The following is a 19,311-nucleotide window of genomic DNA, read 5'->3' as shown; positions in this document are numbered from 1 at the left end:
ACACCACGCCGTCCTGCTCATCGGCATGCAACCTCTGCAGCGAAACAAGCAGCGTCCTGCCTAGCGAGATGTCGACGCCACTTCCTCCTGCGGCAGCAAGCCGTGCAGGAACACGGGCATCGGCACAACCGACATGCCGCTGTATGCGCGAACGTGCGCGTAAATCGACCGTCCGCTTCGGATACGTCAGGTACGACGCCAGTACCCGATCATGAAACAGCCTCTCGCATGTGGCCTCGGCCTGCGTGCGCGCCACGTTGAAATCAACAGGAGGAATCTGGCCACCCGGGCAATACGGCACCAACGGTTCGCTCTCACGCACATTTCGCGACCAACCATCCGACAACAAACCCAACTCGCCCTTGAACGGCGACACGACCGCCTCGGGAAACGCGAAGTCCTTGTCCGGGTTGCACACGCCGTCGACGCCGAGGTCGTTCGCGGTCACCATCAGCGCCATGTCGCCGACCACCTTCGACGTCGGCGTGAACTTGACGATTCGGCCAAACAATCGGTTCACGTCCGCATACGCGCGCGACACCTCGGTCCAGCGATGATCGATGCCGAGCAAGCGCACCTGCTCGTGCAGGTTCGTGTATTGGCCGCAGACATCTCGGGCCTGTTGGCGTCGGCCGTGCCCGCGTGGATCTCAGATTCGAGCGGTGTGTAGTAGCTCTGGACACCTTCCCCGTACATCGACGCTTTGTGCAAACGGTCCGCGTCGAGCCCCGAATCGCGCTCACTGCCGGCCAGCGCGGAAGCGACGCTCGACAGGTTCGGTTGTGACGTGAGCTCGCTAATCGCTTCGAGCGCACCATCCGCCGCGTCGCAACCGGCGCCGACCGCCGCGAGCATCGACGTCGCGCGATGCCGCTCGTGCCGCTCGTGCCGCTCGTGCCGCTCGTGCCGCTCGTGCCGCTCATACGAAAATGAACGGAGAGCCCGGTTTCCTCCTCGATCGCCTTCACGAGCGTCGCGATCGCCTGCGGACGGCAGATGCCGGCATCAATCACGGTCTGCGCGAAATCCGCGTTCTCGGACAGGAAACAATAGCGCACGGTCGTTCGCGGTTACATCGTACCCCCGCCGGCTATCACCATTCCGGCCATGCCGTGATAACGTCGCTCTCCGCGTCACGACGGCAAAGAGCGTCCAACAAACTTACCAATGCGCACATAGGTGACCGACTGGCCGGTCGGCAAGAAAGATGCAATGCGCCTGGTTCAATGCAGCGAAGCGCAGAGCACGATCATTCGCCCCTTCCGACGCCACGTTCGGACTACAGGAATAACGCCGAAACCGGTCAGCTCAAATTTTCGAGCTGATCGGAATGCAAAGCCAAGTAGTCGATAAATGACCGCACCTTGGCGGACAGGTATTTCCGACTCGAATAAACGGCGTGAAGCGTCGGACTGACATTGAGCGCGTCGGGCAACACCGGTTTCAGATGCCCTTGCGTTATATCACTCTCGACCATCCACGTCGGCAAAAAGACCAGGCCCATGCCCTGCAGCGCCGCCATATGCAGAAGGGTCTCGTTCTCGCTTTGCATCACGGTGCGAAAGTTGACCGTGTGTCGTCCGTCCGCGTTGTCGAAGGTCACTCGCTCATTCAACGCCATTCCGCTGTACCGCAGCAGCGCATGGCCGTTCAGATCCTCAATCTTCCTCGGACGGCCCGCGCGCCTCAGATACGCGGGCGATGCGACAAGGTGGAACCGCACTTGCATGAGCGGACGGGCAACCAGCCCGGGATCGAGCCGTTCAGGTGCCATTGCTCGTAGCGCAAGGTCGAAACCCTCGTCGGCAAGGTTCACGATCTTGCCACTCAGGTCCATATCCAGACAAACGTCCGGATAGCGCCGGTGATAGCCCGCCAGCAATTTCGAAAAACATAGACTGGCGACCCAAACCGGAGCGCTCAACCTGAGAGTGCCGCGTGGCAACACCGTCGTGTTGCTGATTGCCACCTCGACCTCGTCCACCCCCTCGAGCATCCGCCTCACCTGATCGAAGTAAAGCGCACCGGTTTCGGTCAGACTGACGTGGCGACTCGTCCGGTTGAGCAATCGGTTGCCGACGCGGCTCTCCAGATGCATCACGTGCTTGCTCACCATGGCCGGCGACAAATCAAGGCGCTTGGCCGCGGCGGCAAAGCTCCGATGATCCGCCACCATGCAAAACACGCGCATGCTCAGCAATGTATCCATCGATCATAAACATCCAGGAAACGAACCATCAACTCTACATCAGTTGATCAACCATCGCGAAATCACGATCCTCTCACTGCACACCGTCGGACGTAGGCTCCGGACACCGTCCGTCACCCGTCGACGGCAACCTTGCGAAGGCGAACCTCATGACCCAACCACGGCTTCCGAGCTATTTTGTCAGCCACGGCGGCGGTCCATGGCCTTACATGACCGGCCCATTCCGTAGCAACTTTGCACGACTCGAACAATCGTTGATCGAGATGCGAGCGGAGCTGGGCGATGCGCCCAAGGCCGTGTTGATGGTTTCGGGTCATTGGGAAGAAGCCGGCTTCGCCATCTCTTCCTGCGAGCATCCGGGGATGGTCTACGACTACTACGGCTTTCCTGACGAGCTCTATCACATCGCCTACCGTGCTTCAGGCTCTGCCGCGCTCGCGCAACGCGTGTGCAATCTCATACAGAGCGGCGGCATCGAAGCCAGGCTCGACCCGTTTCGCGGTTTCGATCACGGCACCTTCAGCATCATGAAGCCGTTGTATCCGGCCGAGGATGTCCCGGTGGTGCAGTTGTCACTTGATGCAGGACTTGATCCCGCACGACATCTGGAACTCGGCCGGGCCTTGGCACCATTGCGCGACGAGGGCGTTCTGATCATCGGCAGCGGCCTGAGCTTTCACAACTTGCCCGCCATGCGCGACGCATCCGGGCACGAGGCCTCTCGACAATTTGATGCCTGGCTGCAATGGACGCTCGTGCACGTGAAATCGGATGAGCGTGCGGCGCGTCTCGTCGACTGGGAACAGGCGCCGCACGCGCGCGATGCGCACCCACGAGAAGATCATCTGCTTCCGTTGATGGTTGCAGTTGGCGCTGCATGGGACGAGACCGGTTCGACGATTTATCACCAGACCGATTTCGCAGGCGGGCTTACCGTGTCGAGCTTTCGTTTCGGCAACCCGCCGGAAGCACCCGCTGCAGGGCGCTAAGGCGATTCCGCTTTAATCGCATGTGTCTCGTACATGCCGATCGGCGCCCCGGCCGATTGGCATCCCATTTCTGGAGAACAGCAATGAAAGCTGCAGTTTTGAAGTCGTATGGCGATACCGATCAGTTCGCACTCGAAGACCTGCCGATCCCGGAACCGGGTGCTGGCGAGATCCTGATCAACATCATGGCCTCGGCCGTGAACCCCTTTGACCTCATTCTTCGTCAAGGCTTCATGGCTCAGTACATTCCCTTGCCGCTGCCCGCGGTGCTGGGTGGCGATGCAGCCGGCACCGTCGCGGCATTGGGGGCCGGCGTTACCGGGTTCACCATCGGCGACCGCGTCGTTGCCGACTTCGCCGCGAACGGGAAAGGTGCGCATGCGGAGTATGGCGTGGTTCCGGCTGGTTCAGTAGCGAGGTTGCCTGCCACATTGAGTTTCGAGCAAGGGGCCACGCTCGTAAAAGCTGGCCTCACCGGACGACAAACTGTCGACGCGCTGGGCATTCAGGTCGGCGACCGTGTGCTCGTTTCGGGCGCCCTCGGCGCGGTGGGCCGCGCCGCGATCCAGTATCTCAAGCAGTTGGGTGCCCATCCCGTCGCCGGAGTCCGGCCCGAGCGACTCGACGAAGCGCGTGACATTGCCGGCAACGCGCTCGATATCACTTCGCAACCGACGATCCACTCGTTCGACTTCGCCATCAGTGCCGCGGCACCCGTCGCACACAATCTCATCGGACACGTTCGCGACGGCGGGCAAGTCGCCAGCATCGTTCCCGTGCCGCATCAGGCCAATGCCGACAACCGCGTCACCATTCATGAGCTTTACCATCGCACTGACGCTGCCACGCTTGACTCGGTGCTTGACGCCGCAGCGCGCGGCTTGCTAGTCATACCGATTTCACGAACGTTCACGCTGGCACAAATCGGCGCGGCACAGGACGCAGTCGCGGCGGGTACAAACGGGAAAGTTGTCCTTCGACACGATTGACCTTTTCCCGATCAACTCCGCATGCCTGACGAAATATGAGCGCAGCCATCAGCTCTCACCGACATCCTGTCTATTTCTTGTCGCATGACGGCGACCCATCGCTCGATATGGACAGTCAGGCAGGCGGGCACGATCGCCATCTCGAACGATCAATCCGGGATATTCCACGCCAACTGTCGCAGCGTCCTGACGCAATACTCTTCGTGTCGGGCGACTGGGAGGAGCCGGCATTCACGATATCGTCCTTGCCGGAGCCCGCCACAAGGTGCAATCGTGCCGGGGCCTCGAGGCACCACGACGAAAGCGCCCATCTCGGATACGGCACCCTGCTTTCCAGGCGTGTTCATGATCTCCTTGATGGCGCCGCCTTACCGACTCGCGAAGCCGCTGACTACCAGATCGATGGCGGAGTGCTGAATGTGCTCGGCACGATGTATCCGGATGCCTGCATTCCCGTCGCGCGGTTGTCGCTCCGGGCGAGCCTCGATCCCGGCATACATTGGGCCGCTGGCCGCGCCATTGCACAACTCCGAGACGAAAACGTGCTCATCATCGGTTGCGGATCGTGTCACGACGAACAGAATCGGACAAGGCAGACAGCAACTCCATCATCGGTCGATTTTGATATGTGGCTACGCCGGGCGCTTCTCGAAGAGGAGCCTTCCCGTCGCATCATGGCATTGTTGAATTGGGAACGCGCTCCGGCTGCACGCATCGCGCATCCGCGCGGGAATTCCCTGATGCCGCTACTTTTCATTGCCGGAACAGCAGGTGATGATCCGGCCATGTGCATGGCCGGCGGACGGCACCGAGGGCCTCCTTCACCCTCAAGCTACCGGTTCGGGCAAATCGCAGGCGAATCCGGTGCCAGACATGCGCGTGCTCGCTAACGGTTGCGCGTCCGCGAGCTATCGAAGCCAAGGCAGCGCATCCGGCACCGAACTCGTCGACAATCGGCACATTACTGCTTCCCGGTCGTTCAACGTGCAAGGCGAGGTCCGCTACCTGGATAAGGCAGAACGCGCGCGGGGCTGTCGGTGAACGAGATTTCACCCTACTAATCGGCAATCACTGGATCTCGTTCCAGAACTCGTAGTGGAGCACCGCGCCACTTTCCTGGATCCATTCGACAAACTTTTGGGTATGGCCATATCGCAGATGGGCATCAAATGCAGCCTGGTCCCGAAACTGCTCATATACAGCGAATCGATTTGATATCTGTGGATGTCGATGAACCGTAAAAGCAAGACAACCCGGTTCCTCTCGAGTAGCGGGGACCAGCAGCTCAAACTGGGCCGCAAGCTCATCTTCCTTTCCCGGAGGAGCGATCGGAAATGCAATAACAGTGACCGGATTCATCTGTACTCCCTATTGAAAACGCCCGGTTTAATGCCGCCCTCCCGCTGCCCGCCCTCTCTTCAGGAACAGAGCCGATAGTCGGCAGCGACATGGGCAATCGATTTCTCACGCCTTTCTTGCCTTTGGCTTGACGCGATAGTGGCCTAGAAAAATGTCGACGGCTTCGTCGATCACATCCTGTCGCTCCGCGCGAGTGAACTTCTCTTCACGGCCAAGCACCCGGATCCACAGCAGTGGTTCGTCGATCAATCCGAGAAACTGGCGCGCCGCCCGCTCCCCGTCCCTGATGCTCAGCACGCCGAGCTCGCCCTGCTTCTCGATATAGGCGCGTACGGCACTCATCGCCGGCGTTTTGCCGTGCGTGAAGAAGCTCTCGGTCAGGTCGGGAAAACGCGGCCCTTCGGCGATGACCATGCGCAGAAACGCGATCGCCAACGGCGGCTCCCAAAACGACGCAACCGCCGTGGCGATGCGTCGGAGCCCGATGTCCGGATCCGACTGTGTTTCCGCCTCCGCCACGATATCCAGCACCGGGAACGCACTCCAGACACGCTCGACGACGGCGCGAAACAGTTCCTCCTTGCCTGCGGGAAACTGGTTGTACAGCGTGCGTCTGGCCGCGCCGGCCTCCTGCGCGACGAGATCCATGCTTACACTTTCGTATCCCTGGCTTAGAAACAGCCGGGTGGCCGCCGCGAGAATCTCGTCCCGCTTCGAAAGCGCCGCGCCGGGACTCTCCACGGCCTCGAATATCGATACGATCTTTGCAGGCTGATCAGCAGATTTCTTTCGGGACGCCATCGATTCTTCCTCTTGACTGCACTGTACAGTGCAGAGCATTATTGCACTATACAGTGCAGTGCAAGTTATGCGCAAGCGCGCGAATTTCAGAAACAAGGGAAGGATTATGACGGTTGCGGACGGTTCCGACGAAAACCACTCACCGCGCATGGGACGTCGCGCCTTGGCAACCTTGGCTGCCGCCAGCGGCGTCGCGGTCGGCAACGTGTATCTGTGCCAGCCCCTGCTCGACGAGATCGCGCGCAACATGAAGGTGCCGGCGCAAGTCTCGGGGCTCGTCGCGGTCGGCGCCCAAGTCGGCTATGCGCTCGGCATCCTGTTCGTACTGCCGCTCGCCGATACCATTCCTGCACGCCGACTGGTGCGGATCCTATCGATTGCGACCGCGCTGTTCCTGCTGGCGGCTGCGCTGTCGCCGACGATGCCGCTCCTCATCGCCGCAAGCACGCTGCTGGCAGCAACGACCGTGGTTCCACAGATCCTGATCCCGGTCGTCTCCGGCTTTTCCGCACCGGAACATCGAGGGCGCATCATCGGCACGCTGCAAACGGGATTGATCCTGGGCATCCTGCTGTCGCGCACCGTTTCGGGCAGCATCGCGCAGGTTTCGGGATCATGGCGTGTGCCTTACCTGCTGGCCGCCGTCCTGACCGGCTCACTGGCGGTCATCGTGCCGCGCCTGATTCCCGCCCGGGCAGACACGGCACGACATACCGGCTACCTGAACCTGCTGCGCTCACTGCCGCCTCTTCTGCGCAACCGCCCGCTGCGCCTGTTGATGGCGCTGGGCTTTCTCGTGTTCGCGGCATTCTCGGCACTCTGGGCGTCGCTGGCATTCCACCTGGCGAGCCCGGAATTCCGCCTCGGCTCGGCCGCCGCCGGCTTGTTCGGGTTGTATGGCGCGCCTGGCGCCCTCCTGGCACCGATGGCGGGACGGCTGTCGGACCGCCTGGGCGTATTCCGCATCAATCTGGTTTCGCTGGCGGCCGTCGGCTCGGCCTTCGTGTTCGCGGGCCTGCCGGGCGCCTTCTCGCTCACGGCACTGGTCGTAACAGTCAACCTGCTCGACTTCGGCCTCCAAAGCGGGCAAATCGCCAACCAGACACGTATCTTCGCGCTGGGCGGCAACATCCGCGCACGCGTCAATACGCTCTACATGGTTTCGACATTTGGCGGCGGAGCGGTCGGCTCGTTTGCCGGCTCGGCCGCCTGGAGCATCGCCGGATGGCATGGCGTCTGTGCGCTGGCGCTCCTGCTCGTCGGCGCGGCAGGTGTGGTGCTCGCATTGAACCTGCGCGGGCAAGCCGCGCAATCTCATCCCCGTGGAGCATGAACATGGACAATCTGAACGGAAAGGTCGCGCTGGTCACCGGCGCATCGCGTGGCATCGGCCGCGACATCGCGCTCGCGTTGGCCGCGGCAGGATGCCGCGTCGCGGTCGGCTATCACCGCGACAAGGCCGGTGCTGACGCCGTGGCCGACACCATTTGCCAGGAAGGCGGCCAGGCCGTCGCACTCGGTGGCGATGTCGCGGATCCACAAGTCGCCGACAGACTCGTGCGAGAGACCGAAAGCCGGCTCGGTCCGCTCGGTATCGTCGTCAACAACGCCGGCATCAACCCTGTGCGCACGTCCGAACAGATCACCACGGCGGATTGGGAAGAAACGCTCCGCGTCAATCTCGGCTCGGCGTTTCACGCGATTCAGGCCGCACTCCCCGGCATGCGCGAGCGGCAGTGGGGGCGCATCATCACGTTGTCGTCGGTCGCCGCGCAACTCGGCGGCGTCATCGGTCCGCACTATGCGGCGAGCAAGGCGGGACTCATCGGGTTGACGCACTACTACGCCGCCGCGCTCGCCAAGGAAGGTGTCACGTCGAACGCGATCGCTCCGGCGCTGATTGAAACGGAGATGCTGAAAGGCAATCCGTCCATCACGCCGACGTTGATTCCGGTCGGCCGCTTCGGCCACACAGGCGAGGTCGCATCGGTCGTCGTCATGCTGGCCGCAAATGGCTACATCACCGGCCAGACCATCAACGTCAACGGCGGCTGGTACATGAGCTGACGGTCGCGCCGGGCAGGTGACTCCTCCTGGGCAGCCGTGCACATCCCGGACCGTTCCAGCCGAGCCGCGCAACGCGGCCAGATCCGCGTCGTCACCCACTCGTTGGCAGCCTCGACGTTGTGCCGACGATGCGGTACATCACATCCGGTGGGACACCTCACCGCCGCTGGACAGGATTGCCTCGTCGAACACGGCTCAGCGACGGGTCCATTGCGACGCACGTGTGAACGGAACTCGCCAGTGCGAATGACTCGGCGATCCGCCGCAAACGCGTCCCCGTTTCATCGTCAACCGTGCACGCCCCGAAATCAGACCATTGACTTTCAAAAACACGCAACATGTCGAATTCCTTTCCCGCTGGGCCGATTAGCCGCCATCGTTGCCTGCCCTGCGAAACAGGAGACGCGAAAAGACTATAGCTGTCGCTAGCAGCCCTGCCCCGCTTGCAAGCAACAAAGCCGACGTCGAGCGCTGTTGAACGATTGCAGCACCGGCCAGGACGCCGATGGATTGCCCCAGAAAGAGGAAGCAAGAGAACAGCGCGACTGCCGTGCCCCGGCACGCCGGGTTCATCTGCGTGGCGTTCAGTTGAAGCGTGTTATGCAGGATATAGAAACCGAAACCGGCGCCGAAACATGCGAGCAGGCTGAGGCTTCGTTCGTGCTGGCCAGCGAGCAGGCCAAACGAGCCCAGCAGCACCACGCCGCCGATCGCCGCGAATCCGGCCTCCGCAGCATGCCGGCGCAGGATCCTTGCCGCACGGCTATAAAAAAGACCGCCTATCCCGTACAAGCCGACCACGAGCCCTGCTTCCGACATCGGGAAGCCGAGTTCGTCGTGAAAATGGATGGGTAAAAAGGCGAGCGCTCCATAAGCCAGCGCGCCTTCGAACATGGCGATCACGAGCACCACGCGAGCCCATGGCGTCCGCAACACGGAAACCACATCGCGCCAGAATTGCGACTCCGCCGGCCCGCGGCATTCAGCATGAGGCGACGCCCGCACTAGCGTCAGCATTCCGCCCGCGCCAAACGCGACGGCAAGCGTTACGAATGCGGTTCGCCACCCTGCCAGCGATGAAATCAGGCCACCGGCCCATTGACCGTAAATCGTTCCCGATATCGTCGCCCCGAGCAGCCTCGCGAGTACTTCCTGCCGGCGGTCGTACCGAACGTTGTCACCGATCCACGCCATCGTCATCGGAACAATGCCGGCCGTCATGGCGCCTGCCACGGCCCGCGCAAAAATGAGCTGATCGATGTTGCCGGATGCCGATGCGGCAAGATTGCCGAGGGCGCTGACTGCGGCAGAGATGCCGACCACCCTGATCTTGCCGATGCGATCGCCCAACGGCCCGAAAAACAACTGGGAAGCACCGTACGTCAGTGCGAAGACGGAAATCGTCCGCGCGGCATGTTGCGGGGTAACCGCGAAATGGGCTTCGAGCGACGGCAGCATCGCGTCGCAAATCCTCATCGAAGCCAGGCTGGTGAAACAGCAAAGGTAAAGCGCCCAGAGCACGCATGCGATCGACGCATCGGCACCGAACCGGTCATCTCCCGTTTTCACAAGCGATTCGCTCCACCGGCGCCCGGGCCGATCTCACCGCTGAACATGCGCCGTCGAACCCGCCTGTCGCCTGTCATGGTGGCGTATCGAAACATCGGCATACGGGACTTGCGCGCGCATCAATCGCGCGATCGCTTCAACGCCACAGGATGCTGAGATATTGGTCATGCTCGATGCGCAGCGGAACCGATTCGAGTTTTTGCCCGAGACACGGGCCCAGGATGCAGAGACCGTCGTCGAGCGTGAATTTCGCGCCGTGTCCGTGACAGACAATGTGCGTCATCGAACGATCGAGATAGGCATCCTTGCGCCACGGAAGCGTCGAGCCCAGCCAGTGCGGGCACGAATTCCGGTAACCGCGAATCAACCCGTCCCGGCGAACGACGAAGAGATCGTCGACGCCGCGCCCCTGCAGATCGAACCCGCGCGCCCCCGGGTTCGGGAGCGCGCTCAATTCGCAAAGACGCATCCAGCGCAACGAGCCTGCATCGGCTGTCATGCCTGCAGCGGTTCGGACGACGGCGGCGGGCCGCCCGGCGCCCACTTTTCACGCCACTGGAGCAGGAACTCCTGGGCGCGGTCCGCATGCGCGGGCGCGATGCGCGGCACCCACGAATCGTCGTGCAGGTCCATGTCCGCGTCGTACTCGATGTGGCAACCAAACGGCGAGTTGAAATACCAGAACCAGTTCGAGCCGAATTGATGACGACCCGGGCCCCAATACGATTCATAGCCTTTCGCCGCGAACGCGCTGCCGGCACGCATCACCTCCGTTGGGCCACCGAGGTGAAACGTGAAGTGCTCGCAACCCTGCATGAACGGCGGCGTCTGGATCAGGAAAAGCGTATGGTGATCGAGCGTTCCGGCGGGACGCAGGAACGGCCCCATGCCGATGAACTTGTCGCTCAGCCGGAATTTGAGCCGATTGACGTAGAACGCTTCGGCCTTATCCGTGTCCGGCACGAAATACACCACGTGCGACAGCGTCCTCGGGCGCGGCGGCGGCTCGTTCTCGCCGGTCAACGCACCCGTCACGTTGACCCCGCGACGGCCATCGCCCGGCGCGTTCACCGGCTCGGCCGGAAGCTGCAATTCGCGGCGCACGGTGACCTGAAAGCCGAGCACGAACCCCACATCGTCAACCGATTCGATCGAACCATCGGGCAGCAACGTCACCTCGCGGTCCTTTTCGAGTTCGCGGGCGATCTCGTCGAGCGTCGCCTGGTCTGCCACGCCGTAGATGGTCTTGCGCAGCTGATTGGCCGTCGCAAACGGCCACGCCGGCAGCGACGGATCGTCCTTGGGGCGTATGACGACCCCGGTTCCGTCCAGGGCTTCGAATCTGTCTTCGCCCTGTCGCGTGAGACCGTAGTCGAGAAGAAACTGCGTGCAGCTTTCGACGTCTTCGACACCGAAGACGAGTGTGTCAGGTCCGAGGATTTTCATTGTCATCGTCCAGTTGATGAAACCGTCTCACCACGTGAGACTTGTTGGTTACCGTCGCATCGTAAAAACGTTCGGGCGCCAAGCGCCGGCACATGACGACCGCATGGACCGGAAAGCTTGTGTCGCATCGTGCCTAGATGGGCTGGCCGAGATACCGGTACGTCTCCAGCAGCAAGGCGGCCGACTGGTCCTTGTTGCCGATCGAATCCTCCTGTTCGTTCAGGCAGAGCTGCAGCGAAGCGTCGTAGATCCGCTTCACCCGCTCGAAGCGACGCTGGTCGTAGCCAGTGAGCGCTTCCCCGGCCGACGCGCTGCCGGCGAGGCACTCCGCCAGCACCACGGCATCCTCGACCGCCATGCCCGCGCCCGAGGTCATCTGCGGTGTCGGCGCGTGCGCGGCATCGCCCAGCAACACCACGCGCCCGCGATGCCACGGCGTGGGTACCAGCGTGATGTCCAGCGGACGGAAAATCACCTGGGACGATTCAGTGATCAGGTCGAGCGCGTCGCGAATGGCCGGCGCGTCGAACTCGGCCAGCCGCTCGCGGATGAGCACATGCGAATGTTCCGGCGCGATGCGCAGCGGTTCGCGGCTGCTTTCGAGGTAGAACATGTAGCAGTTCTCGCGCGAGGTCGGGAAAATCCCTAGGACCTTGCCGGTCGGCGTTCGATACAGACAGAAACCGTCGGCCTGTTCGGGACGCGGAGCGTTGAATCGCCAGACGCTCTGGCCGGCGAACCGCGGCTCGTAGTCGGCACCGAAGACTCGCTTGCGCAGCCCCGAATACACGCCGTCCGCCGCGATCACCAGGTCGTACGATGCCAGTCGGCCATCCGAGAACTGCACGTCGACGCGATCCCCGCGGTCCGTCAGGTCCTGGACCGTCACGCCCTTTTCCAGCACCGCGCCGCTGTCCTGCGCTGCCGTCTCGAGGATACGAGCGAGTTCTGGCCTGCGGATCCCACAGCTCGGCGGTGCGGGATGGACATGCTGCAGTTCGCCCGACGCGTCGAATTCCCGAAAGACGGCGAACGCCATCCCGCTCTCGCGACAGGCATCGGCAAGGCCAAGCGTCTCGAGCGCGCGCATCGTGTTGTGGAGCAGACAGATGCCCGCCCCTGCCGTCGGTCTCTCCGGCTTGATGTCGATGCAGTGAACGTCGAATCCTTGCCTGGCCAGGGTAACGGCGGCCGTGGCGCCACCAATTCCGGTGCCAACGATCAGCACACGTTTGACCTTCATTGCCTGTCTCCTTTCTCCACTCTGATGGCGGATAGTTTTTTCGGGTCGTCAGTGAAACCGATGGACGCCCCGGCTGATCCGGCTTGTCCCCCGGCGATTGTAGGCTCGTACCGTGACGAAGCCTGTGCGCGCAAAACCCGTTTTACATGAAAGGCGCGCGCCGCTGCGGCCACCAGGTTTCCTGCGGTTGCCGCGCGATGCGATTGCGCAGCACGCCCACGCCCTTCACGTCGAGCTCGATCACGTCGCCCGGTTTCACGCTGCGTCCGAGCTCGAGCGCCGAACCGTTGCCCATCGTGCCCGAGCCGATCACGTCGCCTGGTTGCGCGTAGTCGCCGAGCGACACGTAAGCGATGAGCTCTTCGGGCGTCCAAAGCATTTCCGACGTATCGCCCTCGCCCCACGTCTCGCCGTTCACGCGCACCGACATCCGGATGTTATCGAGCCGCTCGAACTCGTCGATCGTGGTGATCCACGGACCGATGCCGTATGCAAAGTCCTTGCTCTTCGTCGGCCCCATGCCGATTGCGAACTCGTTGCCCTGCAGATCGCGCGCGCTGAAGTCGTTGAAAATCGTCACACCGAACAAATACGAACGCGCGACCTCAGGCGTGATGTTGTGCGCCTGCCGGCCCACGACCCAGCCGAGCTCTAACTCATAGTCCAGACGCTCGGAGCGCGCGGGCCAGGACACCTCGGCTTCGTGCCCGATCACCGTCCACGGCGAGCCCTTGAAGTAGCCCGGCACTTCGAGCAGGGCCGGCGTCGGGCTGATGTTCATCCGCTCATGGAACTGGCGGATATGCTTGGTGAAAGTGAGCCCGTCGCGCACCACGGACGGATCGCAGGCAGCGCCCCACTGCAGCCCGTCGATCGCACGCGACGCGTCGTCGCCGTATTTCGCGGCTGCTTCGGTCGCGGTGTCGAGAAAACGCTGCCCGAGCGCGATGGCGGCCGACATGCTTTCCGGGAACACGACGGATGCGTAACGCAGCGCGGCGTCGCGGGTTGCTCCTTGCGCCTGCAGCCGCAGCGCTTCTGCCGCACGCAGATCGATGACGCGCCCCTGCTCCGGCTGCACCAGACAGATGCGGTGAACCGGCCCGTCCAGACCTTCGACTACAAATCGCCCCAGCTTCATATGCCGTCTCCCTGTGAAGAAATTGAGATGAGCCATAATGAAACTGAACGTATCGTTTTGTCAATGACATAAAAGCTAGGGTATTTCCCGGCGGACTTCGAAGTCGATGATGCAAAACTTTAGTATACGATTCGTATCGTTTATTAAATGATTCTCACGCACCGCCAATCGAAAACCTAAGGCCGACCGCAGGCACATCAGAAACGGTGCCACGACACGCGTTTCACGAACCACGCGGCAAGTGAAGGCGAACGATGCATACGCTGCGAAATCCGTCGCCTCCTCGCGCCTGCCCCATCGACCAGCCCGAGTCTCACCGTCACTCCGGAGCGTTCATGCGTCGCAAAGCAATGGCTTTCCAGCACTACTATCCGTGGTTCCTCGTATTCGTCCTGTTCTGCACGAGCGTCGTGTCGTATCTCGACCGGAACATCATTTCCCTTTTCGTCGGGCCGATCCGGCACGAGATCGGACTGTCGGACGTGCAGATCAGCCTGCTGCAAGGGGTGGCCTTCGCATTGTTCTATTCCGTGATGGGACTGCCGTTCGGCCGCCTGGTCGACCGTCACACCCGCAGGAACCTGATTGCGGCGGGCGTCTTGCTGTGGAGCGTCATGACGATCTGCTGCGGCCTGAGTACCGGCTTCTGGCAGCTCTTCTTCTCGCGGATGGGTGTCGGCATCGGCGAGGCTTGCCTTGGGCCCGCGGCGTTTTCGATGATCGCCGACAGTTTCGTGCCGGCACAGCGCGGACGGGCCATCGCCGCCTACAACATGTCCAACTACGTCGGCGTCGGCGCATCGCTGCTGTTCGGCGGTGCGATCATTTCGCTGCTCACGCGCTTCTCCGGTTTCGGCCTGCCCGGCGTTTCCGGCATGCCGACATGGCGGCTCGCCTTCATCGTTTCAGGCTTGCCCGGCATCCTGATGGCGTTCGTCGTTCTTGCGCTGAAGGAACCGGTGCGCCGCGAAGTCAAGCAGGCGGCCGATGGAAACCGCGAGACGCTCGGGTTGTGGTCGTATCTGTCGCGTCGCAAACGTGCATTCGCGTCCGTCTATGCCGTCTATACGCTGACCGCGATGATCGGCTACATCATCGTCGCGTGGGCGCCGTCCTTTTATATCCGTCACCACCACATGCAGCCCGTCCACGTCGGCCTCACGATGGGCGCAATGACGATCGTCAGCGGCGTCGCGGGATGTATCTGCGGCGGGCATCTGACCGACGTACTGGCGTCGAGTCGAATTCGCGGCGGCCGCTTCAGGCTTCCGCTCGCCTGGTGGCCCATCGCGCTCGGATCGGTCATCGGCATGGTGTGCGTTTCCAGTCCGACACTGAGCCTTCTTTTCCTCGGCCTGCTCACCTTCGGCAGCGCGCTGTCCTTTTCAGGCGCGGCAGCCGTCATCCAGGACATCGTGCCAAATCAGCTCAGGGGTCAGGCCGCGGCGCTGAACTATATCTGGACGGGGATTATCGGCCTGTCCATGGGGCCGACGTCCGTTGCGCTCGTGACGCAATACGTGCTGAAAGACAACGCATTGCTCGGCAGTTCGCTCGTGATCGTCATCGCTCCGCTCTCCGTGATCGGCTTTCTCGCGTGCTGGCTCGGCCAGACGAGCTACCAGAATGTCCGCGACGATCTGCTTGCATGGCTCGCGACAGGCTCGCGCCGTCCCGCCACACCGGAACCCGTGCCGACCGGCAATGGCACGGACGCGGGGAAGACCGTCGCCTAGCACCATCGATTCGGATACCGAAGATTTCACGAAGAAGAAAACCAAAACGGAGCAGGAGACATGAAAACACCGCTACTGGTGCTCGCCGTCACGGCGACCGCACTATCCCCCGGCATTGCCTCGGCGCAATCGAGCGTCACCCTGTATGGCACCCTGGCCACCGGCCTGGTGTATTCGCCCAATGTCAGAGGCGGCGCCTACGCGGGAGAACTCGATAACGACCACTGGAATTCCACCGTGGGCCTGAAAGGCAAGGAAGACTTGGGCGGCGGACTATCCGCGGTGTTCAACCTGCAGATGGCCATCCGACCTTCCAATGGCGCGCTGTCCGGAGCGGGAGGCTGCACGCAGCTCTTCTGCAAGGCATACGCCGGACTGGCCGACGCACGACTGGGCACCGTCACCGTCGGGCGGCAGCATGACTACATGGCCGAGTTGCTGCCCTATCAGGCGAACTACTACTCGACGACCATGGCCGCCCATCCGGGCGGCATCGATCGCTTCAATTTCCCGGGCGTGAACAACGCAATCAAGTACCGAAACGAGCTGGGGCCGTTGACGGTCGGCTTCATGTACGCGCTGCCGGATCACGCGGCAACAGGGCAGGCGTTCTCCGGCAGGACGCTCAGCGCACTGCTCGCCTGGTCGAAAAACGGGTTTGATGCGGCGCTCGCGTGGTCGAGCTTCTCCGATTACGCGCTGAAGCCATGGTCACCGACGAGCGGACTGGGACTGGCGGGCGGCACGTTCTGGGGCGTGAACGGGACGCCCGGCAGTACGGCGGTCGTTCCGCTGGCAAGACTCGACATGGCCGGTGCAGGCACTGGCTACACGTGGGGACACGCCAGGTTCGCGATCGGCGCATTCGACGTTCACCTGAAGGGCCGCGATGGTCAATCTGCATCGATGCCGATCGTGAATGCGAACGCGGGTTACTACGTGCGACCGGACGTCGTGCTCGGTTTCGGCTACTGGCACGCGAATTTCCGCGCGGCGCAAACGCGCTACGACAACGTCAACGTCTCGGCCGACTACTTCCTCTCGAAGAGTACCGACATGTTCATTTCGCCCGTCTACGAGCACACGTCAGGTCGGGGCCTCGCGCAACTGTTCCAGCTCGGTTCCGCATCGGGCGGCAACCAGTTCGCCGTCGACATCGGGATTCGTCACAACTTCTAGGTCGGCCCGGCAGGTCGTCCGGCCGCTTCCGTCATGGCCGGACAGGTTTGTCGCGGTGCGGCGGGGCCGCCACCGACGCACCGCGAGCCGGTCGACGAAGCAGCCCCCCTTCGTTGCCCTCAACCGCGCACGTCGAATACGGCGAACGACGCGGTCGCATTGGCCACGCAGCGCACGCGCGCCCCGTCATACAGGTCTGCCTCGAGGAACGCGATGCGGTTGCCGAGCCGCTTCACGCGCGCTTCTGCCGCGAACTTCCCGACATGCCCCGGCTCGAGCATGTTGACCGTGAGACTGACGGTTGCGCACGTGCGGCCGTGCGGGAGTTGCGAGAGCAACGCAAGCGCCATTGCCAGATCCAGCATCGACGCCAGCGCGCCGCCGGAGACGACGCCGTTGCCCTGGACCGAGTCGGCGGGCGCGGTAAAACCGATCGACAGCGCGCCCCTGCTGCCTCCCAGCAATGTCGCGCCGAGCCACCGCAATGCCGGATTCATCGCGAGTGGGACGTTGCCGATCCCGGCCGCAACGGTTTGCTCGATGAACGCGCGGTCGAGGTTATCGGGCCGCACGCCGATTTCCGCTTCGAGCGCCTCAGCCATGTCGCCGCTCCGTGCACACCTGGCGCTGCCGCCCGAGCCCTTCGATCTCCGCCTCCATGATGTCGCCGTCGCGCAGGAAGCGGTTGTAGTGCGTGCCGTTTCCGGCGGGCGACCCCGTACAGATGATGTCCCCCGGCAAGAGCCGCGCGTACCGCGAAATGTATTCGATCTGCCGGTCGATGCCGAACAGCATGTCGGCCGTCGTTTCATCCTGCATGACCTGACCGGACACGGTCAGGCGCATCCTCAGCCGGTGCGGATCCGGCACGAACGCGCTCGGAACGAAGTACGGGCCGAGCGGAAGGAATCCCGGCTGGCCTTTCGAGCGCAGCCAGTCGGTGCCGAGCATCTTGTAATCGGTCCGCGGGATGAGATCGCGTGCTGAGATGTCGTTGACGATGGTATAGCCCGCCACGTGCGCGAACGCATCCTCCCGCTTGATCCGATAGCCGCCGCGGCCGATCACGACGGCCAGCTCGAGTTCCCAGTCGGGCTGCGTCGTCGTGTCGGGCAACACCAGCGGATCGAACGCACCGGAGATCGCCGACACCGGTTTGGTGAATGCGTAAGGCTCCCCGTGCGCCACGCGTTCGTCGAGCATGTTTTCTGCCCACACCCGAAGTTGCATGTCGTTCAGGCCGTCGGGGCCCACCTTCGCGTCGACGGTCAGATCGACAACATGCTTGCGATAGTTGGCACCAGTGCAGAACACCTGGCGCGGCAGGTCGATTGCCGGATGGGTATGTAAATCGGACAGCCGGTACCATTGCGCTTCCGGTGCCGAGATCTGGCTCGCAAGACGCTCCAGCGCCGGGCGGCTCAGATCCCAGTTTTCGAGCAGCCCGAGAACCGTGGACGCCCGCGCCAGCATGGTGTCGCCATGTCTTGCCGCGAGTTCGGCAAGCGGCGTCACGCGCTCGTCGAGAACGAAGCCAACGAACCGCGCACCATCGCCTGCGGAAAATGTCCCGAGTGAATACCGCGTCATGCCATGTCTCCGATATGTTTGCGAACCAGCGAATCGTCGACGATCGCCGAATAGTCGCTGTCAGCGCCCGCCAGGCCCAGCGCCCGGCGATGCGCAACGAGAAGCGCCACCCCGTCCGGTGCCGGCAGCAACGACCGGGGGGATAGCGCGATCATTCCGTCGGCCGCTGCCGCCGGCAGCGATGCCGCGACCACCGCTTCCCGGGCTAGCGCCGGCTGGTCGCGAACCGTCTGCCGCGCGCTCTCGAGATCCGCGAGCCACGCGCCCACGCGCGCCCGCGCACCGCCGGTGCGCATGACGATTCCCTGCCCCGGAAAATGCGGCCAGATCTGCTGAACGCTCGCCACCCTGACGAAGCCGGCCTTGATCGCCATCGCATCGAACGGCGGGCCGAGCAGCGTGGCAACGCCCTGTCGCGCCAGCAACGCTTCCAGACGCTCCTGAACACCGCCCGCGGTCACGAGACGACAGGCATCGCCGTCAAGCCCCGCATCGCCGAGCATCGCCCGCAACGCGGTGACAAAGCCGTTGTCGGGTGCGTCGATGAGAATGTCGGCGCCGCGAAGCGAACCCACGTCATGCCTGCCGGCCCGCGCCACCAGCGTCAGCGGCGTGGTCCGCTCGATCTGGGCGACGACGCGAAAATCGGCCGGCCCGGCACGCCGGTTCCATCCGATGACGTTGTCCATCGCGGTGACGACGGCATCCACGTCGCCGGCCACCAGTGCATCGTATTGTTCGTCCGACGAGCGGTTGCGGACCGCCCGCGTCGTCACCGCGGCGCGCGGATCGCGGCCGGCGACCATCGCCAGCAACGGCGGCACGAACCACATCACCCGGATCGCCTGTGTCTCCATCACGTCGTTTCCTCATGGTTGGCTACCATCAATTACAGAACGCATCGTTCCGTTTTGTCAAGAAATGTTTTCGAGATACAAATTCATTGACCTGTCATTTCCCTATTGACACTGAAACCCCAACGGTTAACGATAC

At 62.8% G+C, this 19,311-nt stretch carries 18 protein-coding genes and 1 pseudogene; 7 read left to right on the top strand and 12 right to left on the bottom strand.

Translation table 11 applies throughout. From position 1 onward, the window contains the following. Position 1: 1 nt before the first annotated feature. Positions 2-1,004, bottom strand: a pseudogene (locus tag DIE22_RS18750) (pyruvate carboxylase); the annotation flags it as partial. Between the two features lie 299 nt (positions 1,005-1,303). Next, positions 1,304-2,209: a LysR family transcriptional regulator gene (locus tag DIE22_RS18745; RefSeq protein WP_124605804.1), complete on the bottom strand. Its 906-nt coding sequence runs from the start codon at positions 2,207-2,209 to the stop codon at positions 1,304-1,306. 149 nt (positions 2,210-2,358) lie between these two features. On the opposite strand from DIE22_RS18745, the gene DIE22_RS18740 reads away from it, so the two are divergent. The 3 genes from DIE22_RS18740 to DIE22_RS18730 all read left to right on the top strand — a co-directional run bounded on the left by DIE22_RS18740 (position 2,359) and on the right by DIE22_RS18730 (position 5,077). Then, a complete protein-coding gene (locus DIE22_RS18740) occupies positions 2,359-3,198 on the top strand; it encodes a class III extradiol ring-cleavage dioxygenase (protein WP_124605803.1) in 840 nt (279 codons plus the stop codon). An 83-nt stretch (positions 3,199-3,281) separates the two neighbouring features. Next, positions 3,282-4,187: an NADP-dependent oxidoreductase gene (locus DIE22_RS18735; RefSeq protein ID WP_124605802.1), complete on the top strand. Its 906-nt coding sequence runs from the start codon at positions 3,282-3,284 to the stop codon at positions 4,185-4,187. A gap of 35 nt (positions 4,188-4,222) precedes the next feature. Beyond that, a complete protein-coding gene (locus DIE22_RS18730) occupies positions 4,223-5,077 on the top strand; it encodes a class III extradiol ring-cleavage dioxygenase (protein ID WP_124605801.1) in 855 nt (284 codons plus the stop codon). 178 nt (positions 5,078-5,255) lie between these two features. Here DIE22_RS18730 and DIE22_RS18725 read toward each other — a convergent pair whose 3' ends face one another. Next, positions 5,256-5,546 carry a putative quinol monooxygenase gene (locus DIE22_RS18725; RefSeq protein ID WP_124605800.1) on the bottom strand — a complete coding sequence of 97 codons (291 nt, stop codon included), beginning with the start codon at positions 5,544-5,546 and terminating at the stop codon, positions 5,256-5,258. A 105-nt stretch (positions 5,547-5,651) separates the two neighbouring features. Continuing rightward, positions 5,652-6,347: a TetR/AcrR family transcriptional regulator gene (locus DIE22_RS18720; protein ID WP_124605799.1), complete on the bottom strand. Its 696-nt coding sequence runs from the start codon at positions 6,345-6,347 to the stop codon at positions 5,652-5,654. A gap of 67 nt (positions 6,348-6,414) precedes the next feature. Here DIE22_RS18720 and DIE22_RS18715 point away from each other — a divergent pair, with 67 nt between their 5' ends. After that, a complete protein-coding gene (locus DIE22_RS18715; protein ID WP_221623895.1) occupies positions 6,415-7,680 on the top strand; it encodes an MFS transporter in 1,266 nt (421 codons plus the stop codon). A gap of 2 nt (positions 7,681-7,682) precedes the next feature. After that, complete coding sequence (locus DIE22_RS18710) at positions 7,683-8,414, top strand: SDR family NAD(P)-dependent oxidoreductase (protein ID WP_124605798.1); 732 nt, start codon at positions 7,683-7,685, stop codon at positions 8,412-8,414. Positions 8,415-8,780: 366 nt separating this feature from the next. Here the strand turns inward: DIE22_RS18710 and DIE22_RS18705 are convergent, their stop codons facing one another. The 5 genes from DIE22_RS18705 to DIE22_RS18685 form a co-directional block, all read right to left on the bottom strand. Continuing rightward, on the bottom strand, positions 8,781-9,983 hold the full coding sequence (locus DIE22_RS18705; protein WP_124605797.1) for an MFS transporter: 1,203 nt from the start codon (positions 9,981-9,983) through the stop codon (positions 8,781-8,783). Positions 9,984-10,119: 136 nt separating this feature from the next. Further along, on the bottom strand, positions 10,120-10,482 hold the full coding sequence (locus DIE22_RS18700) for a Rieske (2Fe-2S) protein (RefSeq protein ID WP_124605850.1): 363 nt from the start codon (positions 10,480-10,482) through the stop codon (positions 10,120-10,122). Next, positions 10,479-11,429, bottom strand: a complete 951-nt coding sequence (locus DIE22_RS18695) for a VOC family protein (RefSeq protein ID WP_124605796.1) — start codon at positions 11,427-11,429, stop codon at positions 10,479-10,481. The genes DIE22_RS18700 and DIE22_RS18695 overlap by 4 nt, the downstream gene beginning before the upstream one ends. 133 nt (positions 11,430-11,562) lie before the next feature. Beyond that, complete coding sequence (locus DIE22_RS18690; RefSeq protein WP_124605795.1) at positions 11,563-12,672, bottom strand: FAD-dependent oxidoreductase; 1,110 nt, start codon at positions 12,670-12,672, stop codon at positions 11,563-11,565. Between the two features lie 142 nt (positions 12,673-12,814). Further along, on the bottom strand, positions 12,815-13,813 hold the full coding sequence (locus DIE22_RS18685) for a fumarylacetoacetate hydrolase family protein (RefSeq protein WP_260426721.1): 999 nt from the start codon (positions 13,811-13,813) through the stop codon (positions 12,815-12,817). 335 nt (positions 13,814-14,148) lie between these two features. On the opposite strand from DIE22_RS18685, the gene DIE22_RS18680 reads away from it, so the two are divergent. Then, positions 14,149-15,549, top strand: a complete 1,401-nt coding sequence (locus DIE22_RS18680) for a spinster family MFS transporter (protein ID WP_260426720.1) — start codon at positions 14,149-14,151, stop codon at positions 15,547-15,549. A 60-nt stretch (positions 15,550-15,609) separates the two neighbouring features. Further along, complete coding sequence (locus tag DIE22_RS18675; protein WP_124605794.1) at positions 15,610-16,728, top strand: porin; 1,119 nt, start codon at positions 15,610-15,612, stop codon at positions 16,726-16,728. 119 nt (positions 16,729-16,847) lie between these two features. Here the strand turns inward: DIE22_RS18675 and DIE22_RS18670 are convergent, their stop codons facing one another. The 3 genes from DIE22_RS18670 to DIE22_RS18660 all read right to left on the bottom strand — a co-directional run bounded on the left by DIE22_RS18670 (position 16,848) and on the right by DIE22_RS18660 (position 19,175). Beyond that, on the bottom strand, positions 16,848-17,330 hold the full coding sequence (locus DIE22_RS18670; protein WP_124605793.1) for a PaaI family thioesterase: 483 nt from the start codon (positions 17,328-17,330) through the stop codon (positions 16,848-16,850). Beyond that, positions 17,323-18,243: a fumarylacetoacetate hydrolase family protein gene (locus tag DIE22_RS18665; RefSeq protein ID WP_221623894.1), complete on the bottom strand. Its 921-nt coding sequence runs from the start codon at positions 18,241-18,243 to the stop codon at positions 17,323-17,325. Before DIE22_RS18665 ends, DIE22_RS18670 begins: the two co-directional genes overlap by 8 nt. A gap of 71 nt (positions 18,244-18,314) precedes the next feature. After that, a complete protein-coding gene (locus DIE22_RS18660; protein WP_124498324.1) occupies positions 18,315-19,175 on the bottom strand; it encodes an ABC transporter substrate-binding protein in 861 nt (286 codons plus the stop codon). Positions 19,176-19,311: the final 136 nt, after the last annotated feature.

Source organism: Burkholderia sp. Bp9142 (assembly GCF_003853415.1).
GTDB lineage: Bacteria > Pseudomonadota > Gammaproteobacteria > Burkholderiales > Burkholderiaceae > Burkholderia.
This window is presented reverse-complemented; position numbering and strand designations above follow the sequence as displayed.

Excerpts from the sequence above, each read along its gene's own strand:
- DIE22_RS18745 (WP_124605804.1), bottom strand. The coding sequence starts at position 2,209 with ATGGATACATTGCTGAGCATGCGCGTGTTTTGCATGGTGGCGGATCAT.
- DIE22_RS18740 (WP_124605803.1), top strand. The coding sequence starts at position 2,359 with ATGACCCAACCACGGCTTCCGAGCTATTTTGTCAGCCACGGCGGCGGT.
- DIE22_RS18735 (WP_124605802.1), top strand. The coding sequence starts at position 3,282 with ATGAAAGCTGCAGTTTTGAAGTCGTATGGCGATACCGATCAGTTCGCA.
- DIE22_RS18730 (WP_124605801.1), top strand. The coding sequence starts at position 4,223 with ATGAGCGCAGCCATCAGCTCTCACCGACATCCTGTCTATTTCTTGTCG.
- DIE22_RS18725 (WP_124605800.1), bottom strand. The coding sequence starts at position 5,546 with ATGAATCCGGTCACTGTTATTGCATTTCCGATCGCTCCTCCGGGAAAG.
- DIE22_RS18720 (WP_124605799.1), bottom strand. The coding sequence starts at position 6,347 with ATGGCGTCCCGAAAGAAATCTGCTGATCAGCCTGCAAAGATCGTATCG.
- DIE22_RS18715 (WP_221623895.1), top strand. The coding sequence starts at position 6,415 with ATGCGCAAGCGCGCGAATTTCAGAAACAAGGGAAGGATTATGACGGTT.
- DIE22_RS18710 (WP_124605798.1), top strand. The coding sequence starts at position 7,683 with ATGGACAATCTGAACGGAAAGGTCGCGCTGGTCACCGGCGCATCGCGT.
- DIE22_RS18700 (WP_124605850.1), bottom strand. The coding sequence starts at position 10,482 with ATGACAGCCGATGCAGGCTCGTTGCGCTGGATGCGTCTTTGCGAATTG.
- DIE22_RS18695 (WP_124605796.1), bottom strand. The coding sequence starts at position 11,429 with ATGAAAATCCTCGGACCTGACACACTCGTCTTCGGTGTCGAAGACGTC.
- DIE22_RS18690 (WP_124605795.1), bottom strand. The coding sequence starts at position 12,672 with ATGAAGGTCAAACGTGTGCTGATCGTTGGCACCGGAATTGGTGGCGCC.
- DIE22_RS18685 (WP_260426721.1), bottom strand. The coding sequence starts at position 13,813 with ATGAAGCTGGGGCGATTTGTAGTCGAAGGTCTGGACGGGCCGGTTCAC.
- DIE22_RS18680 (WP_260426720.1), top strand. The coding sequence starts at position 14,149 with ATGCGTCGCAAAGCAATGGCTTTCCAGCACTACTATCCGTGGTTCCTC.
- DIE22_RS18675 (WP_124605794.1), top strand. The coding sequence starts at position 15,610 with ATGAAAACACCGCTACTGGTGCTCGCCGTCACGGCGACCGCACTATCC.
- DIE22_RS18670 (WP_124605793.1), bottom strand. The coding sequence starts at position 17,330 with ATGGCTGAGGCGCTCGAAGCGGAAATCGGCGTGCGGCCCGATAACCTC.
- DIE22_RS18660 (WP_124498324.1), bottom strand. The coding sequence starts at position 19,175 with ATGGAGACACAGGCGATCCGGGTGATGTGGTTCGTGCCGCCGTTGCTG.